We start from the raw sequence: 14,444 nt of genomic DNA, 5'->3' as shown, positions 1-14,444 counted from the left end.
GGGGGCTACAGCATTGACGGTGATACCGGTCGTGGCCAGTTCCAGTGCCCACGACCGGGTAAAACTGATCAGTGCGGCCTTGGCAGCGGCATAGGCCGTACGGTGGGTGATTCCGAGCACGGTCAGGCTGGAGATGTTGACGATTCGGCCCCACTGCCGCTCGCGCATGCCCGGTAACACGGATTGAGTGGCCAGAATCGCCGAATGCAGATTCACGCGCATCACCGCATCGAAGTCGTTCAGATTCACCTCGCCCAGCAACTGCGGGCGAACCAGCCCGACATTATTCACCAGGCCGTCAAATGCGTATTGCTCGGTCAGCGTTGCCAGGGCTTGCTCGGTCGCTGCGCGATTCTCCAGATCAACCGAGATTAAGGTGCCGGGGAAATCGATGTTCTCCACCTGGCGGGCAATGCCCACAACGCGGTGGCCGGCGTCCGCCAACGCCTGAGCTAGCGCAAGTCCGATTCCTTTGCTCGCGCCGGTGATCAAAAAAGTTCGCATGGTCATGGGTGCTCCTGATACCAGCCCATGCTTGGGCTGGCTGAGTGAAGGTCGGCAGTGGCGTTCAGACCGGCTTAGTCCATTCGTTACCTTTCATGAACGGATCGAGCTGAGTGTGCACCAGGTGATTGGTGTAGTTGCTCATGACCTTGGTGGCGACGCCCAGCACCACCTCCAGCACGTTGCGGCGAGTGAAGCCGGCAGCGAGGAACGCTCCGATACCTGCATCGCTGACGAAGCCGCGATCACGCACCACTGAGGCTGTGAACACATGCAAGGCTTCCAGGCGGGCATCCGGGATGACACTACCGGCACGCAATGAAGCAATCACCTCAGGCGCCATTTCGATCATCTTGGCCAGCGTGGTATGCCCGGCCATGCAGTAGTGGCAATTGTTCTCGAAGTTGGAGGTGAGGTACACAACCTGCTGTTCGTGCGGGGTCAGCGTGCTCTTGCCAAACAGATCCCAGAGTTGGCTGTAACCGGCGAGCAGCTCTGGCGATTCAGCCATGTTGCCTTGCAGGTTGGGTACGAAGCCGAAGGCTTTCTGCACCGCCTCCAGAACAGGCTTGGAGGCATCAGGGGCGGTGTCGAGGGTATAACGAGTGAACGTGGTCATCGCAGTTTCCTTGAGTGGGTCAGCAAGAGTGCTGGAGCCATCTTGCGGTTCTCGTCAGAACTGCGGAACGCAGGGGGTGGGCATATGACTCATGCTTCACAGGAATAAAAGCAGATTCGGAGCCACTGATGCATGCACGACACTCGTCGAAGAAATTACGACGGCAGGTTACGTGACGAGTGCTGAAAGGCTACAGAGGCTCGACTTCTACCGGTCAAGGTGCGGCCATGTAGGGGGTTATAACCGATACGAACGTGTGGTCATGTCGAATACAACCCGCTCGTCAAGCCAACGCAATACGCAATACGCAATACGCACCCTGGGCTAGGTGAGTTCGCTGGACGCTTACTGTTGGTCGGCTTATTAACGGCAGCTTTCGGCCAACTCCGGCCAGTCGGTGACCAGATGAGTTATCACACCCTGCCGAGACTACGCCCGATCTATTCGCCCGGAGTAGCAACCCTGCTTGGCATTGTGAACGTGAATGTAGCTAATCTCTGGATTGGAAAACATCTGAGCGATCACGGGTTCTATCGCTATGCCCTCAGCTACCTCAGCATCGAGCATCATTCCAGCATCAGTGAAAGCGCGCAGTGATAGCAGGCGGATTTGCATAGACTGAGGTACCTGGTCGACTGCGTCATAAGCTTGCGTAGCCCATTCCCGTATGAAGATTGCGTGTGAGGCTCGGTATGGGGTATTGGCTGGCTGACAGACATGGTTGAGTAAAAGCACGCTCTGACCTAGCTGGGCATCTTTCATCTCGATACGGTCAGGAAAGCCTGGGTTGCTGCCGACGATGTAACGCTTCATTCCAAGAGACTCCAGATCTTGCTCGGGCAATCCAAAGAGTGATTGGAATGGCTCGGGGGAAAGGCCAGTTATGCGAAACGCCATGATCGAACTCCTATTGGTTTGGAGCCCTATCAGACTGGAACTCGTACAAAGATTGCCATCCGATTCTTGTTGCCTTATTCAATATGTAGCGACCGGCTGCATTGGGTCGTTTTCAGCCTCTCGCGATGGCAGAAAACGGCCAATAGCGGCCATTCTGGAATGGCAGGAAACGACCGATAACTGTCTTCGATACGCAACTTTAGCCCGGCAGCGGCTCAATTGTAAGAATATGGCGGAGAGCTGCAAAACCGCCTACGCTTAAAGAATGATTCCTCGAACGCGGCGCCCATCTGGTGGTATAGAGCCGAGAGACCGTCCGCTTAATTCCCGCCCGGACCAACCCGCGCCTATCGCCAGCAACTGGCCCCTGAATCCGGTCCACACGACCAGCAGTACGGCGCAACGGGTAAAAGCCAGACCCAGCCCCCCACCTGTCGTTCAAAAGCGACCGATGCCGCAGCACCTCTGGAAACGGGGGCGCTGTTCACGTTCTGCCATGAGGTCAATCCGTATGTATCGGCCAAGCACGATTCCTTACCAGCAGCATCAAGGGTTCAGCCGAACCTTCACTCAGGGGCATTTGAGCCTTGGATTATTCTTTCCCATGGAGGCATTCGACGGGGACACTCCGAGCATGCTCAACCAGGTCACACTGGCTAAACAAGCCGAGGCGCTGGGCTTCTGCGCGCTCTGGTTTCGCGACGTGCCGCTTCGCGACCCTGGCTTCGGCGATGTCGGCCAAGTCTTCGACCCCTGGGTTTACTTGGGTTATATGGCCGCCCATACCTCGGAGATTGCACTTGGCACCGCCTCCATCGCCATCCCGCTGCACCATCCCCTGCACACGGCCAAGGCGTCAGCCAGCGTCGATCAGTTGAGCATTGGTCGCTTGATTCTGGGGGTTGCTTCGGGAGATCGGCCAGTGGAGTTTTCGGCGTTTGGCGTCGATCCCGAAAAGCGTGGAGAGATCTTTCGAGAACACTACGAGGTGATTCGCTGCGCCCACAGCACCAGTTTTGAGCCCATCCACTGGAACACTGGTGAAATGCAAGGCGCAGACCTGATTCCGAAACCCACCACCCAATTCATTCCAATGTTCGTTACCGGCAACAGTCGCCAGTCACTGGATTGGATCGCGCGTGAGAGCAACGGATGGATCAACTATCCACGCATACCGAATATGCAGCGGCTGGTCGTGGAAGATTGGCGGCTGGAGGTTACTAGGCAATGTGGCTCTGTGTACAAGCCCTTTACTCAGTCGCTGTACATCGATCTCGATGAGAATCCGTCCACACCACCCACACGTATTCATTTGGGGTTCAGACTTGGACGTTACCATCTACGGTTTTTGCTGGAGTCGCTTGAGGAAATCGGCGTGGACCACGTCATTCTCAATCTCAAATATGGCAAGCGCCCTGCGGCGGAGGTTATTGAGGAATTGGGTACACACATCGTCGCGCAGTTCGGAGTGCAGCCGCGTCCGGCAGCTCATTGAACATCGGTCACTGCTACGCCGACGAATACTCAATTGACGAAACCATAAGGTGTCACGGCGCGTGATGACCTCCGGATCTATATCAATGATGGAGATCTTCGCGCCATGAGCGACCGGTGCCCGGCAAGCAATCTACCCTACCCAGCCTAAACCAATGATGAGCACATTGCCTTGCAGATTCTGTGCGGCTTCCATGCCGTCCATGGACAAGATTTGCGCGCGTATCCTTTCACTTATACCGAGCGCGCAAGCATGGCATGAATCCTGGACACCGCACTTTAGCCATGACATTTATCTTAAATACACGTGTTTTAATTGATCACCGCCGGGTCAGCAGCAGGCCCAGGCGATCCTGATTTTCATACAAGACATCGTGAACCTCCCCGAACTGAATGGAACTTCCTGTTGGATTTGCTTAACCGGGCAGCTTGGCCGCAAGGACGTCAACCTTCTCGATTGATGGCGGTTCGGCAAACAGCTCGGCAGCGTTTGCCATAAGCGCCGCCGCGACCTTGCCCGAAAGATGAGCCTGTCGGCCCGCTTCATCCGGGAATGCGTCAAAGATGCCAAAGGTGGACGGCCCCAAGCGGACTCCAAACCAGGCTGTAGTGGCTGGCTCCTCCTCCACTAAAGGAAGGCCGCTCAAGAGAAAGCGCTCCACCTCTTTCTCTTTCCCAGGTTTTGCTTCCAAACGAACGAACAATGCTACTTTGACCATGACGTGGCTCCTGTTGTTACGATGCGTCTGGTGCTATCTGGTCGCAATAGCTAAAAGGGGCATCCGGCTATTAACTATGGTCGATGACACCAGGATTACAAACCCAAAGAGACCAAGGGTAGCGTCGCATGTCGCTCGGACACTGAGAATGACGTAGTGGGCAGCGCGCAAGCCGCAGACCAGCCGCTTGATCACTTTTCCCGAGCTGTGGTCTGATAATAAAGACTCAACGATATCTGAAATTCAGGAGAACATAACAGATCATGGTTACTGTCAGGCCGACCAATATGTACTCGACACGCGGTATAAATACAACTAACCCACCTAAAGAAAACACGATCAAGGTGTTTTGCAGTATGTATTTCCTTATTCTACTCACGGCTATGAAATAGCCATATTGCTTACCTAGGAAAAACAAGGCCATGCCGGTGATCGACATAATCTGGAAATCGCGTATCGCAATGTCGTTCAGGATCGCATGCCTAATCAAATTTGCCAGAAGTGCTAGCCCCATAAAAAGAAAAAGATGCGAGTAGATTAAAGCGTGCCCATTCATACTGCTTTGATGTTTGTTCAATAGGTAAAAACTATCAAAATAGATCCACCAGATACTGCAAATCATGATAAATCCGGTGATGGCCGCCATCACATTATAATAACCCCATTGAATGTTAGACAAGCCTCCGGAAAGGCTAATAATTGACTCCCCCAATAAGATTAGAGTGAGTAGGCCTATGCGCTCAACCAAGTGTTCTGTGTGTGCTGGCAACGGTTTTAGTTTAGTCCAGAATAACACAGGAAACAGAATATCAAGAACAATCCCAATATAAGCAACAAGGTAACGCAAGGGCGGGTCAAAAATAACGGATGAAAGGCTAATAACTGCGCTAACTAATAGGGCGAAGCCAAGCCTTGAGGAAAGTTCGCCGCGAGAATCGAGTTTACTAATGGACGAAATGTACATAACACTGATGATCGCACGTATGCCAAAATAGCAGGAAATAATAAGCGGGTAGTTCACTCCCAGGTCTTCCCCGATCCCTGCCGATAGCACAATGAGCAGGAGCATTATGAATAATGTTGCCAAACGGTGAAGATTGCTGTCTGTATCAAACCTGTTGGAGTAAATCGTGTGACTCGACCAGATCCACCACAACGGTACAAACAGCATTAAGAATGTCCATAGTTGCTTATGTTCAAAGTGGCCTTCATGAACATGTCCGAGAGTATGCGTAACCTGGCCTATCGTAACAACGAAAGTCAGGTCGAAAAACAACTCCAACCATGTGGCGTGTCGATTTTTTTCATAATACTTCAAAGATTTCATTAGCTGGCGGCTCCGTGTACACCTCTTTAATGTAGAAGTAAGCTAACGCTGGTTTGCCCTCGGCTCTGGTGTGGGTGATGCCAGGCCGATGTGGCTAATCTAGCGATTTCGTCCGCGCACTAACATAAGCTCAATCATCTGACTCATCTCGTTGAACTCTGGGACCCCGTCATAGCGAAGCCCGTCAAAGTAAAACGCCGGAGTACCGTTCACGCCGCTGCGTACACCGCCATTGAAGTCAGACTGTATTTTGGGGATGTAAGTGTCCTCTCGCATGGCAACGTCGAGTTCCCCGCTGGAAAGGCCGTGTTTCAGAACAATGGCGCGATACAGCGGCAGACCCAATCGATCCTGATTTTCATACAATTCGTCGTGAGCCTCCCAGAAGAACCCTCGACTCCCGGCATACTCCGCGGTGACCGCTGCACCCAGCGCATGCGGGTGAGCGGTGGTAAGAGGAAAGTTACGGAACACGAACAGCAAATCATCGCGAAAATGCTGCTGCAGATTCTTGACCATCCAATACGCTTCACCGCAATAGGGACATTCATAGTCGCCAAATTCCAGCAACGTGACTTTGGCATGCGCACTTCCCTGGCGATGGTCGATGGCACTTACCGGAACTTTGAGAGTGGCCATAGGATCACCTGCTAATTTTTGGTTGGTATGCTTTGTGACGAATTCGCCAAAGCATCCAGCGCATCCAGAATACCGTCCGCACCAGGGTTGATTGCCATCGGGGAGACGTAGCTCCAGGCAACCACCCCGTCCTTGTCAATCACGAACAGCGCACGCTTACAAACCCCGAGGTGTGACTCGTACGCTCCATACTGTCGTGCCACAGCCCCTTTGGGCTCGAAATCGGCCAGCAGGCTGAAGTGAAAATTCCGATCTTTGGCAAAGGCCTGATGACACCAGGCGCTGTCAACTGAGATACCCAGTAGCGGCGCACCGTATTCTCTGAATGTTGGTAGCAACTGGTTGTACAAAGTCAGTTGGTCACCACACACCGAAGTCCAATCAGCGGGATAAAACGCCAGTATTACGGGGTTTCCCTTTAACTCGCGCAGCGACAACTGTTGATCAGGGGTTGCGTACAGAGTGAAGTCGGGCGCGACAGTGCCGGCCGGCAGCGGCCCCTGAACCAGGTCGCCCTTCGTTTCTTTTGCATCGTCAAATTCTGAGGTGTCCATTGCTTGAACCTTGATAGATGGGTGGTAGGGGCGTGCTCAGTGGGATACGACGTGCCCGGTGGGATAACTCCATCCACCATCAAGGGGTTTAAAAAAAGACAACGATGCCTCGATCTCAGCCTGAGCCTGAGTGATTTCGGCCGCGAGATGTTCACGTTCCGCATCAACGCATACAAGGAGATCCGCCGTGTAATCGCGGAATTGGATTGAGGTCAGGTTGGCAGGGGAATGGTCGGATTCGCTCTGGCTCACCAATGACTATAGTCGTTGATGACGCTTACCGTAGTAGCTGAACGAATTTTCGGTACCCACCAGAGCCAACAACACTCACGCGCTTATCTTGCTGCCATTTCAGGCGGCGTTTTAACACGATGATTTTGGCAGCTATTTCGCCACTTCAGACAAATCTACATCTGCTTTCTGGACGACAACTGCTACCCGTTACGACAAGCAGAAATCGACCAGAGGCAGACACTGAAACCGCCTTCAGGTCGACAGAATGAAGGTTGATATGGGAAATGCTCTGGACAAACGAGTCGTTGTCATTAGTGCCGGCATCGTGGGCGCTTCGCTGGCGTATCACCTGGCTGATAAAGGCGCGAATATCACCTTGGTTGAGGCTGAAGGTATCGCGTCGGGAGTGATTGGAGATTCACTCGCATGGATCAACATCCCATACGGATAACGTGACCCCATTGCAGCACTGCGCGGAGCAGCAATCAAAGATGCGGCTCGTGCAGCGATGGTGCTGTACCTAACGAATAGTCGAGATCGGTCTTCGGGAAGCTGAGCGGTAGCCTTTGCAAATATTGTCACTGACCGCTTTTGGCCGGTAGCTGTCGAATCGACGTTGCATCTGAGCTGACGGAAAGGTTTTTGAATTTGGTGGCTGAAAATTCGCTGAAATGCGACAGATATCATTTAGCTCCGTCTTATCTATGACCAAGGCTTTAGGCTGTCGTTGAACGCGGTGCAGTCCTGTTTCGGATGGAAATCTTCCGCCACTGGTATGGATGCCTTCCACTAATGCGCATCAGCAATAGTGACGCTGGATCGGATCCGCTCATCTGCACCTCCGTCGAGCGAAAGCCGTCACCATCCTGAAACACAACCGTCAGATATCCCCGTTGCAACCGGAACCCGGACACCGCATCCAACCACACACCTTCTGGAAAACCACCCTTGATAGCAGCGATATCAAGCTGCATCCCCAAAACCAGAGAGGACCTCACCATGCGCGTGTCTGGCCAGCAACCCCCCGTTACCTCCGCCTCCATCGAACTTCAGCAACGGTCAAATTCGACGGCCGCCACCGGCCACGCTTCCGTCGGGCAGGGTCATCCTCAATCCGCCGAGGTCAGTGCAGCGGCTCGGAACCAAGCCCAAAGCATGAAGCACTTGCTCACTACCTACGTGAGCAATCAGTTCCAGCCCTACAAAGATCGTCTGGATCCGGAATCGGGGCACCGGGGAGAAATCGATCGAATCATAGAGAGCCGAGTCAACAAGCTGATGGAGGAGAACATCTCCTTCAAGGAACTTGGAGACTTGATGGAAAAGGCCAAGAATATGGACTGCAACGCTTCAATGGTGTCGGGTACAACGGGCGGCGTGCCGTTTGCGGTGGCGTCGTCGCTCCAGGCAGCCATTCCTGTGATCACGGGCATCGGGGCAAACATACAAAACCCAGTGGCAAAAGCTGCAGCCCTGGGCACGATTTCACTCGCGGCGGCGTCAGTGGGGGATCAGGTCGGCGGCGCTTCCATTAAAAAGCTTCGGGAAGACGCGTACTACCTGCATGCGCCCGCGGACAAACTGCATGAGTCGTTGAATGCCGCGCTGGCGACTATCGATACCACCGCGAACCTGGCCATCCAGAACGCCAAGGAGGCGCAGACGTTCACGATGCGAAACGCATTAAGGACGGTTGTCAGCCCGGTGGTGGCGGCGATCAATCCGAAGGCCGAGCCCATTGTGGACACAGCCATTGCCATTGCGGGTGGACTCGCTGCCGGGACCGGCACCGGGTACCTCGCCAACAGTCGGCGCACCGAACAAGGCACCAGTGGCCCTGCGCTGCTGCTGGGCCGAAGAGATGCAGAGGCCAAAGAGGATCTGAGTCAGGAAACCGAATGGATCGACACGTTGAAGGCATTGCGGGACGCGACAACCATTCGTACGCCGCTCGCCAATGGCGTGGGACGTCTGGCCGACGCCGGCCGCACACTGGTAACCGATCCGCTCGGGGCGGTATCGAGAACCGCCAAAGCTACGTTCACCCCTTCCGGCGCCGCCAACGTCAGCACGCTGACCGCTGGCTTCACCGCACTGGAAGCCGGTAAAGGCGCCGCGGTCAACGCCTTGAGCAAACAGCACCCGGCCCTGAGTTCATTTGCAAAACATGCCGTCAATACAGTCGGCGGCTCGGTCGTGTTCGGCAGTAACGCTGCCGGTGTGGCAGTCGGGGACAAGCTGGTTGACGACTTCAAATCGCGACGCAAGACAGCGGCGGAAGCCACGGCAGGCGCTACCGAGACCGCTCAATCCGTGCACGAAGACCCGGCCGAGGCCACCGGCGAGACTCTCGGTGAAGAGCCAAGCCGTGCCAGCAGACCGTCCAGTCAACGGTCCCAACGCGCGGGGTCAGATTCGGGCTCTCTTCCTCGAACCAGCCTCACCGGCAACCGGATCACGAATGCCGAGAACTCGGCGCCCGCCTCTACCAAGTCTCCGGCAGGCAGTGTTCGGGCAAGCCTCAAGGGTGAGCAAGCGCAGCCCGCGATCAACGGCGGCCCCTCCAGCGAGGCAGCGCGGCCTGGGTCAAGGTCTTCAACGGCACCTGCCCCGCTCCAGGTTCAAACGTCGGTGCCGGTGGATGACTCCTCGGATGACGACGCCAGCTATCACACTGCGACGTCGGGTTCTTCAGATAACGGATCGGTCTACCACACTCCGCCGCAATCGCCGGCTTGAGCGAGTCATACAACTAAAGAGTGAAACCGCCGGCCGCCGTCGTCAGAGGGCTGCTGGCAGGTCTGATGTTCCTGCAGCCAGACCCGAGCCCCCGTGTGCAGCGGCAGACGCGAAGGTTTAGCGATCCAGGAAATCCAGATGTGGCACATTCTATTGCTTAAGTTCAGAAGCTTCCTACGTCCTCGCGGGAGGTTGGGACCTAGGGTGCCCGCTTGGGTCATGAAATACTCGCTTTCCAAATTTCTTGCACTCGCTTAACCATGATAAAAAGCGAGCGGCGTCCCAAGCTGGGAATTGTCAGGGAGACGTTGAATGTTCTTTTGGCACATCCTGCCCTCTTGGCATCAGATCGAAGATCGGATAAGGCAAGAAATGGGCTACCAAGGTGGTGCCCAGTTTAGAAACCATTGGGGCGACCCTGCCCCGTCCCTCAGCCTGAATATCCGCCGCGTCGAGAGCGTCAGCTCTGCGTTTCATTAAGCGGAATGGCAGGCGGGCATTGCAGTTGTTGAGGACTAATTGATGTTCGACTATGAATATGCTCTGACTAAGGCGAAAGAGTATCTTGAGGATTCAGAGATACCCTTGCAGATTACGTATGAAGGTGAGTTCGCGGAGGGATGGTTCTTTTGCTATCAGTCAGCTGAGTATTTACGAACTGGTGATTCGTCTGATCAGTTAGCGGGAAATAGCCCATTTCTGATTGACCGGAATACCGGTGAGTTGTTCGAATTGGGTACGGTTAAGCCTATAACAGAGTACATTGACGATTACCTTCAGGAGCGCTATGCGTCGTAAATATGAGCGGCTACATGACAGCTCTTCGAGGCACGAGGGTGTAGGTATAAGAGTGGTTTATGCAACGGCGATAGACCGGGTAGTGACCGGACACCCGGCCGACACTTAAAGAACATATGCTATGAAGACAGATTACCGATTCATTGAAAACAACCTCAGCTTCGTCCTTGCAGAGCTCGGATCTCAGCCGGAGGTAGGTTCGTTCTTCCCCCCTGAATCCTTATCTTATCAGGAGCAAATTGGTCAATTATATGAGTGGGTGAATGACGCGGGAGAGTATGGTCTGGCGTATGAAAACGTCGTTTCTATGCTTGAAGTGTTTCCTTTTAAGTTATCTGGAAAGGCGGCAATAAAACTTCTGGAGGTCGGTTTGATTTTTGGTTTCAAGACTGAGTCAGAGTCAGATAAAGGCTTCGACCGACGTTAATCGCAGAAATCGTGATTCGCTCTGTGTGCCAGACAGCGCGCACCCGTGCCGCGTGGATCGCTAGCCTTGGATCATTTAGATAGAAAAGGCAAAAGCGATTCAGAGGCTGGAGGCTGCGCAGTTTGGAACCAGAAGAGCCCTTAAGTGACTAGGAAGCGAATTTTAAGTCGATATGATGATAAAAAATATACGGCAGCCTTTTTGATTCCTGTCGGCGCATGTAGAACTTTAGGCGAGGATGGTTGGGAGTTTGACAGCCCTGAGCGGCTATCCAAGGAGGTTTCAGAACACCTGATTGCGGCATTCAGGCTCAACTTTGTTGAGATGTACTCAGGGATCAAAAGATACGTAGGCGACGATATTGGTATGTCTATATTTCTTGATGACATGAATGAGGTGGAGAATATTTACTTTCAAGTTTCCGGGGATTCGCTGAAAGCGCTTGCAGAGCTATGCCGAGATACCCAAGTTTTTTCTAAAGCAGAAATGTTCGTGCCTGAGAAAGAATGAATACCGTCTGCGGGTCCCAGCTGTACAGAATTGCAGGACGAGATAAGGGGACTGATTTATTTTGGTTGAAAAATCAATCCGTCCCTTTTTGCTCGTCTGAGTTAGCTGTTGCTTAAGCACATTACGTGGGTTGCATGGTCATAGTCTGTTCGCATGAAGCCGCACTTCAGATAAAACGCGTCGCCGGCGGCGGTATCGGTGAATAGGCATAGGTTCTGGAACCGCAGAGCGGCATGTGCAACAAGCGCATTTACCATCTTCTGTCCCACGTGCTGCCTCTTTGACCCTGGGTTCCACTCGTCAATTAGACGGGAAAGGAACCTGAAGCCTTGTCCAATCGCCTCTTTCGCTAGCCTGAGTTTGCGGGGGAGATGGGTGATCACTTGAATGTCGACTTGGCCCATGCATCGTCCTTGATGGGAGCAGACCTATCTTGCTGACAAGGGGTCTTGCGGACTGGTCACACAGGATAGGATGCCCGGCCGCATATGATCCCAACGTCTTTCGGCGTCATTGGGCGGCTTTTTAGGCGCCGCCGTCGAGACGATGCATGTGGGCGACAACGTGCATAAAGACCCAGGCATCACCTTTTTCGTACGTCTCGAGGGCTTCGCTGCCGCCAAGAAACGGGTACGGCTGCGGGATATAGACCTGGTTTTCAGCAAGGGGGCCCAGGTGCCGGAACAACTCGGCGACGTGATCCGAGTCTAGGACATACAGTTCGAACCCCGGCTCTTTCAGTACCTCCGCTTCAAAGTCTTCGACTGACGGGTGGCTTCCGTACGACTTCGCCGCGCACTTGAAAGGGTGCAGCACGAGGTACTCCGAGTCGTGTGGATTGCGAAGAAAGAAATGGCCGAGGCTTGAGTAACCAACAACCTCTGTATGGTTCGGGAAGCTGGCGGCCCACGCTCCCAAGTCGCTCGAGGGTCGAACCGAAAAGAGTGTGTAGAGAACAGGTCCGGTTGGCTTTCCGAATATTTTGGAGAAAAGTCCCAAGGTGAAACCTCAAGTTGAGCGCTTGGTAGCAAGAACGCGCGTGTAAATTTTGTGGTCGAAAACGACGGGAATCCCTATTCGATTTGGCGGCCTGCCGCAGATCTCACGTTTCGTCGCAACGACTTTGAAGTCGTCCTGGCTTGAGCCTGAAACCGCGATTTGCTTTGCAAAGCCACATGCCGATGCTCGGGCTCCTTAAGGCGATTACCCAGCGGGGTCCTAACGCAACTCCACCTCAAAGCGATAGTTGATATCCACCTTGCTGGCATCTACCGGCAGAGCGGCTTTGGTCAGTACAAACTCGAATGCCGGCTCGAAGTATTCATCACGCAGGATTTCACCCGCCAGCACTTCCACCTCATACCAACCATTCTCGACTTCAATAGTCGGCCTGTTTGATTGCTCATAACGCTCGAGCAACTCATCGAGATTCTCATCCGTGAACGCCTGCAGAATGCGCCACGTGAACAAATGTATGCGACCGTGCTCGACACGCAGCGAATAACCGCCGCGACGATGCTGCACCCGACCTTCGTGCCGGGGCATTTGAGGCTCAACGCCGGCCAACGTGAAAACAACGGTGTAAGGATGGTTTTCCACACCGGCGAGCGGGATGAGGACGCCATCAAGAACGGCCTTGTCGCCGCTTTCACTGGACACAAACTCACCAGCCAGATCGTCTGCAAGTTGATGCTCTTGCTTGAAGCGCCTCAACAGTTGAAGGTCACCGAGCAGGAAGTAGTCGATGAGGTCATTAAGGACGTCGGAAAACACATACTGCATGAGGGGGTATCCTTGGTCTCACAGTGCCAAAGTAAAAATGCAGCCAGTCAGCACTATCCCGCTAATTCATCGCCTAATATGGGTTTGCATGCACCCTAACGGTCCAGGCACCCGCGCTGCAATCATCAATCTTAACTTACAATTGCTTGAGTCAGATGTTGCTCAAGCACATCACGTGCGTGGCATGATCATGATCTGTTCGCATGAAGCCACACTTCAGATAAAACGCGTCGCCAACAGCGGTATCGGTGAAAAGGCACACGCTCTGAAAGCGCTGCGCGGCATGTGCAACAAGCGCCTTGACCAACGTCTGTCCCACGTGATGCCGCCTTGATGAAGCGCTGACGTAGACCCGTCGCAACCTCGCCATGTCCTTTTCGGCGTAGGGATCAACTGAAAGGCCTCCGATGCCTATTAGCTGCTGGTTTCGATACGCGGCGATAAGACATTCGCCAGGGGCATTGAAGCGATTGATCCCGGAGTTCCACTCGGTAATCAGCCGGGTCACAAACCTGAAACCTTCTTCAACAGCCTCTTTTTCCAGCACCCGAATCTGCGGGGGCAGATGGGTGATCAGTTGAATGTCGGCTTGGCCCATGGATCTTCCTTGATTGGGTGGAGAGCTATCTGGCTTAGTAGGGGCTCTTGAAGTGCGTTGCTATTGGCAATGCAGGTAGCGGCTGTTCGACTCAGGAAGACCCGCGTTCAATTTGAGGTCGGCACCCTTCTTCAGAGTGAGGCGTCAGTACAGACCTGTCGCGCTATCAGGTTCGCGTACCGGAACCTGGTGCACGCTGACCATGTTGTAGTTGAGCATGAAGCCAACCCCACCCTCGGACTCCATCACCTGAGCCACCCAGCCAATAGGATTGATGAACAAAGAGTTGTCGTGGTTGAGCACTCCTACAGCAGCAGTCGTCTCATCATAATCCCAAACGACATCGCCCCAGTGCCAACCCTGGCCTTCTACGTACTGGTTACCTAGCAACGCTCCAAGCGCATACATTTCCTCCTCGGACAGCGTTGTGCCAGTCGCTTTGCAATTGCGCACCCGCTCCGTAATCGCCGCAACCACATCGGCCGGCGCATCATCCCCGGTAAGGCCGAGTAAGGCGAGTCCCTCGCGGCTCAGCACTTTGATCTGATCTACCAACTCGGCGGACACTTTGCTTATTTCAGCCATTCTTGTTCCTCCATTAAA

General features: G+C 53.9%; 17 protein-coding genes and 2 pseudogenes. 6 read left to right on the top strand and 13 right to left on the bottom strand.

Going from position 1 to position 14,444, the window contains the following annotated elements:
- The 3 genes from QMX88_RS20760 to QMX88_RS20750 form a co-directional block, all read right to left on the bottom strand.
- Positions 1 to 510 (bottom strand): SDR family NAD(P)-dependent oxidoreductase (locus tag QMX88_RS20760; protein WP_282372096.1); only part of this gene is annotated, 510 nt, incomplete at its 3' end.
- Positions 511 to 568: 58 nt separating this feature from the next.
- Positions 569 to 1,123, bottom strand: coding sequence for a carboxymuconolactone decarboxylase family protein (locus QMX88_RS20755; protein WP_282372095.1), 555 nt, complete (start codon positions 1,121 to 1,123; stop codon positions 569 to 571).
- A gap of 429 nt (positions 1,124 to 1,552) precedes the next feature.
- Positions 1,553 to 2,020: a DUF1203 domain-containing protein gene (locus tag QMX88_RS20750; RefSeq protein ID WP_282372094.1), complete on the bottom strand. Its 468-nt coding sequence runs from the start codon at positions 2,018 to 2,020 to the stop codon at positions 1,553 to 1,555.
- A 511-nt stretch (positions 2,021 to 2,531) separates the two neighbouring features.
- Between QMX88_RS20750 and QMX88_RS20745 the strand changes: the two genes are divergently transcribed.
- Positions 2,532 to 3,515 (top strand): LLM class oxidoreductase, encoded by a 984-nt coding sequence (locus QMX88_RS20745; RefSeq protein WP_282372093.1) that lies wholly within the window; start codon positions 2,532 to 2,534, stop codon positions 3,513 to 3,515.
- A gap of 38 nt (positions 3,516 to 3,553) precedes the next feature.
- Here QMX88_RS20745 and QMX88_RS20740 read toward each other — a convergent pair.
- From QMX88_RS20740 to QMX88_RS20720, 5 genes and pseudogenes are all read right to left on the bottom strand, one after another.
- Positions 3,554 to 3,737, bottom strand: a pseudogene (locus QMX88_RS20740) (monovalent cation:proton antiporter-2 (CPA2) family protein); the annotation flags it as partial.
- Positions 3,738 to 3,930: 193 nt separating this feature from the next.
- Positions 3,931 to 4,233, bottom strand: a complete 303-nt coding sequence (locus QMX88_RS20735; protein ID WP_087274219.1) for a putative quinol monooxygenase — start codon at positions 4,231 to 4,233, stop codon at positions 3,931 to 3,933.
- Positions 4,234 to 4,459: 226 nt separating this feature from the next.
- Positions 4,460 to 5,560, bottom strand: coding sequence for a low temperature requirement protein A (locus QMX88_RS20730; RefSeq protein ID WP_282372092.1), 1,101 nt, complete (start codon positions 5,558 to 5,560; stop codon positions 4,460 to 4,462).
- 99 nt (positions 5,561 to 5,659) lie between these two features.
- Positions 5,660 to 6,199 (bottom strand): DsbA family protein, encoded by a 540-nt coding sequence (locus QMX88_RS20725; protein WP_282372091.1) that lies wholly within the window; start codon positions 6,197 to 6,199, stop codon positions 5,660 to 5,662.
- Between the two features lie 11 nt (positions 6,200 to 6,210).
- Positions 6,211 to 6,753, bottom strand: a complete 543-nt coding sequence (locus tag QMX88_RS20720) for a redoxin domain-containing protein (protein ID WP_282372090.1) — start codon at positions 6,751 to 6,753, stop codon at positions 6,211 to 6,213.
- A 511-nt stretch (positions 6,754 to 7,264) separates the two neighbouring features.
- Between QMX88_RS20720 and QMX88_RS20715 the strand changes: the two are divergent.
- Positions 7,265 to 7,435 (top strand): annotated as a pseudogene (locus QMX88_RS20715) (FAD-dependent oxidoreductase); the annotation flags it as partial.
- 268 nt (positions 7,436 to 7,703) lie between these two features.
- Here QMX88_RS20715 and QMX88_RS20710 read toward each other — a convergent pair.
- On the bottom strand, positions 7,704 to 7,961 hold the full coding sequence (locus tag QMX88_RS20710) for a hypothetical protein (protein WP_282372089.1): 258 nt from the start codon (positions 7,959 to 7,961) through the stop codon (positions 7,704 to 7,706).
- A gap of 25 nt (positions 7,962 to 7,986) precedes the next feature.
- Here QMX88_RS20710 and QMX88_RS20705 point away from each other — a divergent pair, with 25 nt between their 5' ends.
- The 4 genes from QMX88_RS20705 to QMX88_RS20690 all read left to right on the top strand — a co-directional run bounded on the left by QMX88_RS20705 (position 7,987) and on the right by QMX88_RS20690 (position 11,461).
- The gene (locus QMX88_RS20705) at positions 7,987 to 9,726 is read left to right on the top strand and encodes a hypothetical protein (protein WP_282372088.1); all 1,740 of its coding nucleotides are present in this window, start codon (positions 7,987 to 7,989) and stop codon (positions 9,724 to 9,726) included.
- Between the two features lie 522 nt (positions 9,727 to 10,248).
- Entirely contained in the window at positions 10,249 to 10,524 is a 276-nt protein-coding gene (locus QMX88_RS20700) for a YrhB domain-containing protein (protein WP_282372086.1), read from the top strand.
- 121 nt (positions 10,525 to 10,645) lie between these two features.
- Positions 10,646 to 10,951, top strand: a complete 306-nt coding sequence (locus tag QMX88_RS20695) for a hypothetical protein (protein ID WP_282372085.1) — start codon at positions 10,646 to 10,648, stop codon at positions 10,949 to 10,951.
- A 144-nt stretch (positions 10,952 to 11,095) separates the two neighbouring features.
- Positions 11,096 to 11,461: a hypothetical protein gene (locus QMX88_RS20690; protein WP_282372084.1), complete on the top strand. Its 366-nt coding sequence runs from the start codon at positions 11,096 to 11,098 to the stop codon at positions 11,459 to 11,461.
- 525 nt (positions 11,462 to 11,986) lie between these two features.
- On the opposite strand, the gene QMX88_RS20680 is transcribed toward QMX88_RS20690, so the two are convergent.
- From QMX88_RS20680 to QMX88_RS20665, 4 genes are all read right to left on the bottom strand, one after another.
- Positions 11,987 to 12,277 carry a T6SS immunity protein Tdi1 domain-containing protein gene (locus QMX88_RS20680; protein WP_282372082.1) on the bottom strand — a complete coding sequence of 97 codons (291 nt, stop codon included), beginning with the start codon at positions 12,275 to 12,277 and terminating at the stop codon, positions 11,987 to 11,989.
- A 402-nt stretch (positions 12,278 to 12,679) separates the two neighbouring features.
- Positions 12,680 to 13,243, bottom strand: a complete 564-nt coding sequence (locus QMX88_RS20675) for a hypothetical protein (protein ID WP_282372081.1) — start codon at positions 13,241 to 13,243, stop codon at positions 12,680 to 12,682.
- Between the two features lie 151 nt (positions 13,244 to 13,394).
- A complete protein-coding gene (locus tag QMX88_RS20670; protein ID WP_282372080.1) occupies positions 13,395 to 13,841 on the bottom strand; it encodes a GNAT family N-acetyltransferase in 447 nt (148 codons plus the stop codon).
- A gap of 144 nt (positions 13,842 to 13,985) precedes the next feature.
- The gene (locus QMX88_RS20665; protein ID WP_282372079.1) at positions 13,986 to 14,426 is read right to left on the bottom strand and encodes a hypothetical protein; all 441 of its coding nucleotides are present in this window, start codon (positions 14,424 to 14,426) and stop codon (positions 13,986 to 13,988) included.
- Positions 14,427 to 14,444 lie beyond the last annotated feature (18 nt).

This window comes from Pseudomonas sp. PS02290 (genome assembly GCF_029960075.1).
Taxonomy (GTDB): domain Bacteria; phylum Pseudomonadota; class Gammaproteobacteria; order Pseudomonadales; family Pseudomonadaceae; genus Aquipseudomonas.
Note: the sequence above shows the minus strand (reverse complement) of the source record. Positions and strands in the feature narration are given on the sequence as shown.

Coding starts and splice junctions, on each gene's coding strand:
- QMX88_RS20755 (WP_282372095.1), bottom strand. CDS start 1,123: ATGACCACGTTCACTCGTTATACCCTCGACACCGCCCCTGATGCCTCC.
- QMX88_RS20750 (WP_282372094.1), bottom strand. CDS start 2,020: ATGGCGTTTCGCATAACTGGCCTTTCCCCCGAGCCATTCCAATCACTC.
- QMX88_RS20745 (WP_282372093.1), top strand. CDS start 2,532: ATGTATCGGCCAAGCACGATTCCTTACCAGCAGCATCAAGGGTTCAGC.
- QMX88_RS20735 (WP_087274219.1), bottom strand. CDS start 4,233: ATGGTCAAAGTAGCATTGTTCGTTCGTTTGGAAGCAAAACCTGGGAAA.
- QMX88_RS20730 (WP_282372092.1), bottom strand. CDS start 5,560: ATGAAATCTTTGAAGTATTATGAAAAAAATCGACACGCCACATGGTTG.
- QMX88_RS20725 (WP_282372091.1), bottom strand. CDS start 6,199: ATGGCCACTCTCAAAGTTCCGGTAAGTGCCATCGACCATCGCCAGGGA.
- QMX88_RS20720 (WP_282372090.1), bottom strand. CDS start 6,753: ATGGACACCTCAGAATTTGACGATGCAAAAGAAACGAAGGGCGACCTG.
- QMX88_RS20710 (WP_282372089.1), bottom strand. CDS start 7,961: ATGCAGCTTGATATCGCTGCTATCAAGGGTGGTTTTCCAGAAGGTGTG.
- QMX88_RS20705 (WP_282372088.1), top strand. CDS start 7,987: ATGCGCGTGTCTGGCCAGCAACCCCCCGTTACCTCCGCCTCCATCGAA.
- QMX88_RS20700 (WP_282372086.1), top strand. CDS start 10,249: ATGTTCGACTATGAATATGCTCTGACTAAGGCGAAAGAGTATCTTGAG.
- QMX88_RS20695 (WP_282372085.1), top strand. CDS start 10,646: ATGAAGACAGATTACCGATTCATTGAAAACAACCTCAGCTTCGTCCTT.
- QMX88_RS20675 (WP_282372081.1), bottom strand. CDS start 13,243: ATGCAGTATGTGTTTTCCGACGTCCTTAATGACCTCATCGACTACTTC.
- QMX88_RS20670 (WP_282372080.1), bottom strand. CDS start 13,841: ATGGGCCAAGCCGACATTCAACTGATCACCCATCTGCCCCCGCAGATT.
- QMX88_RS20665 (WP_282372079.1), bottom strand. CDS start 14,426: ATGGCTGAAATAAGCAAAGTGTCCGCCGAGTTGGTAGATCAGATCAAA.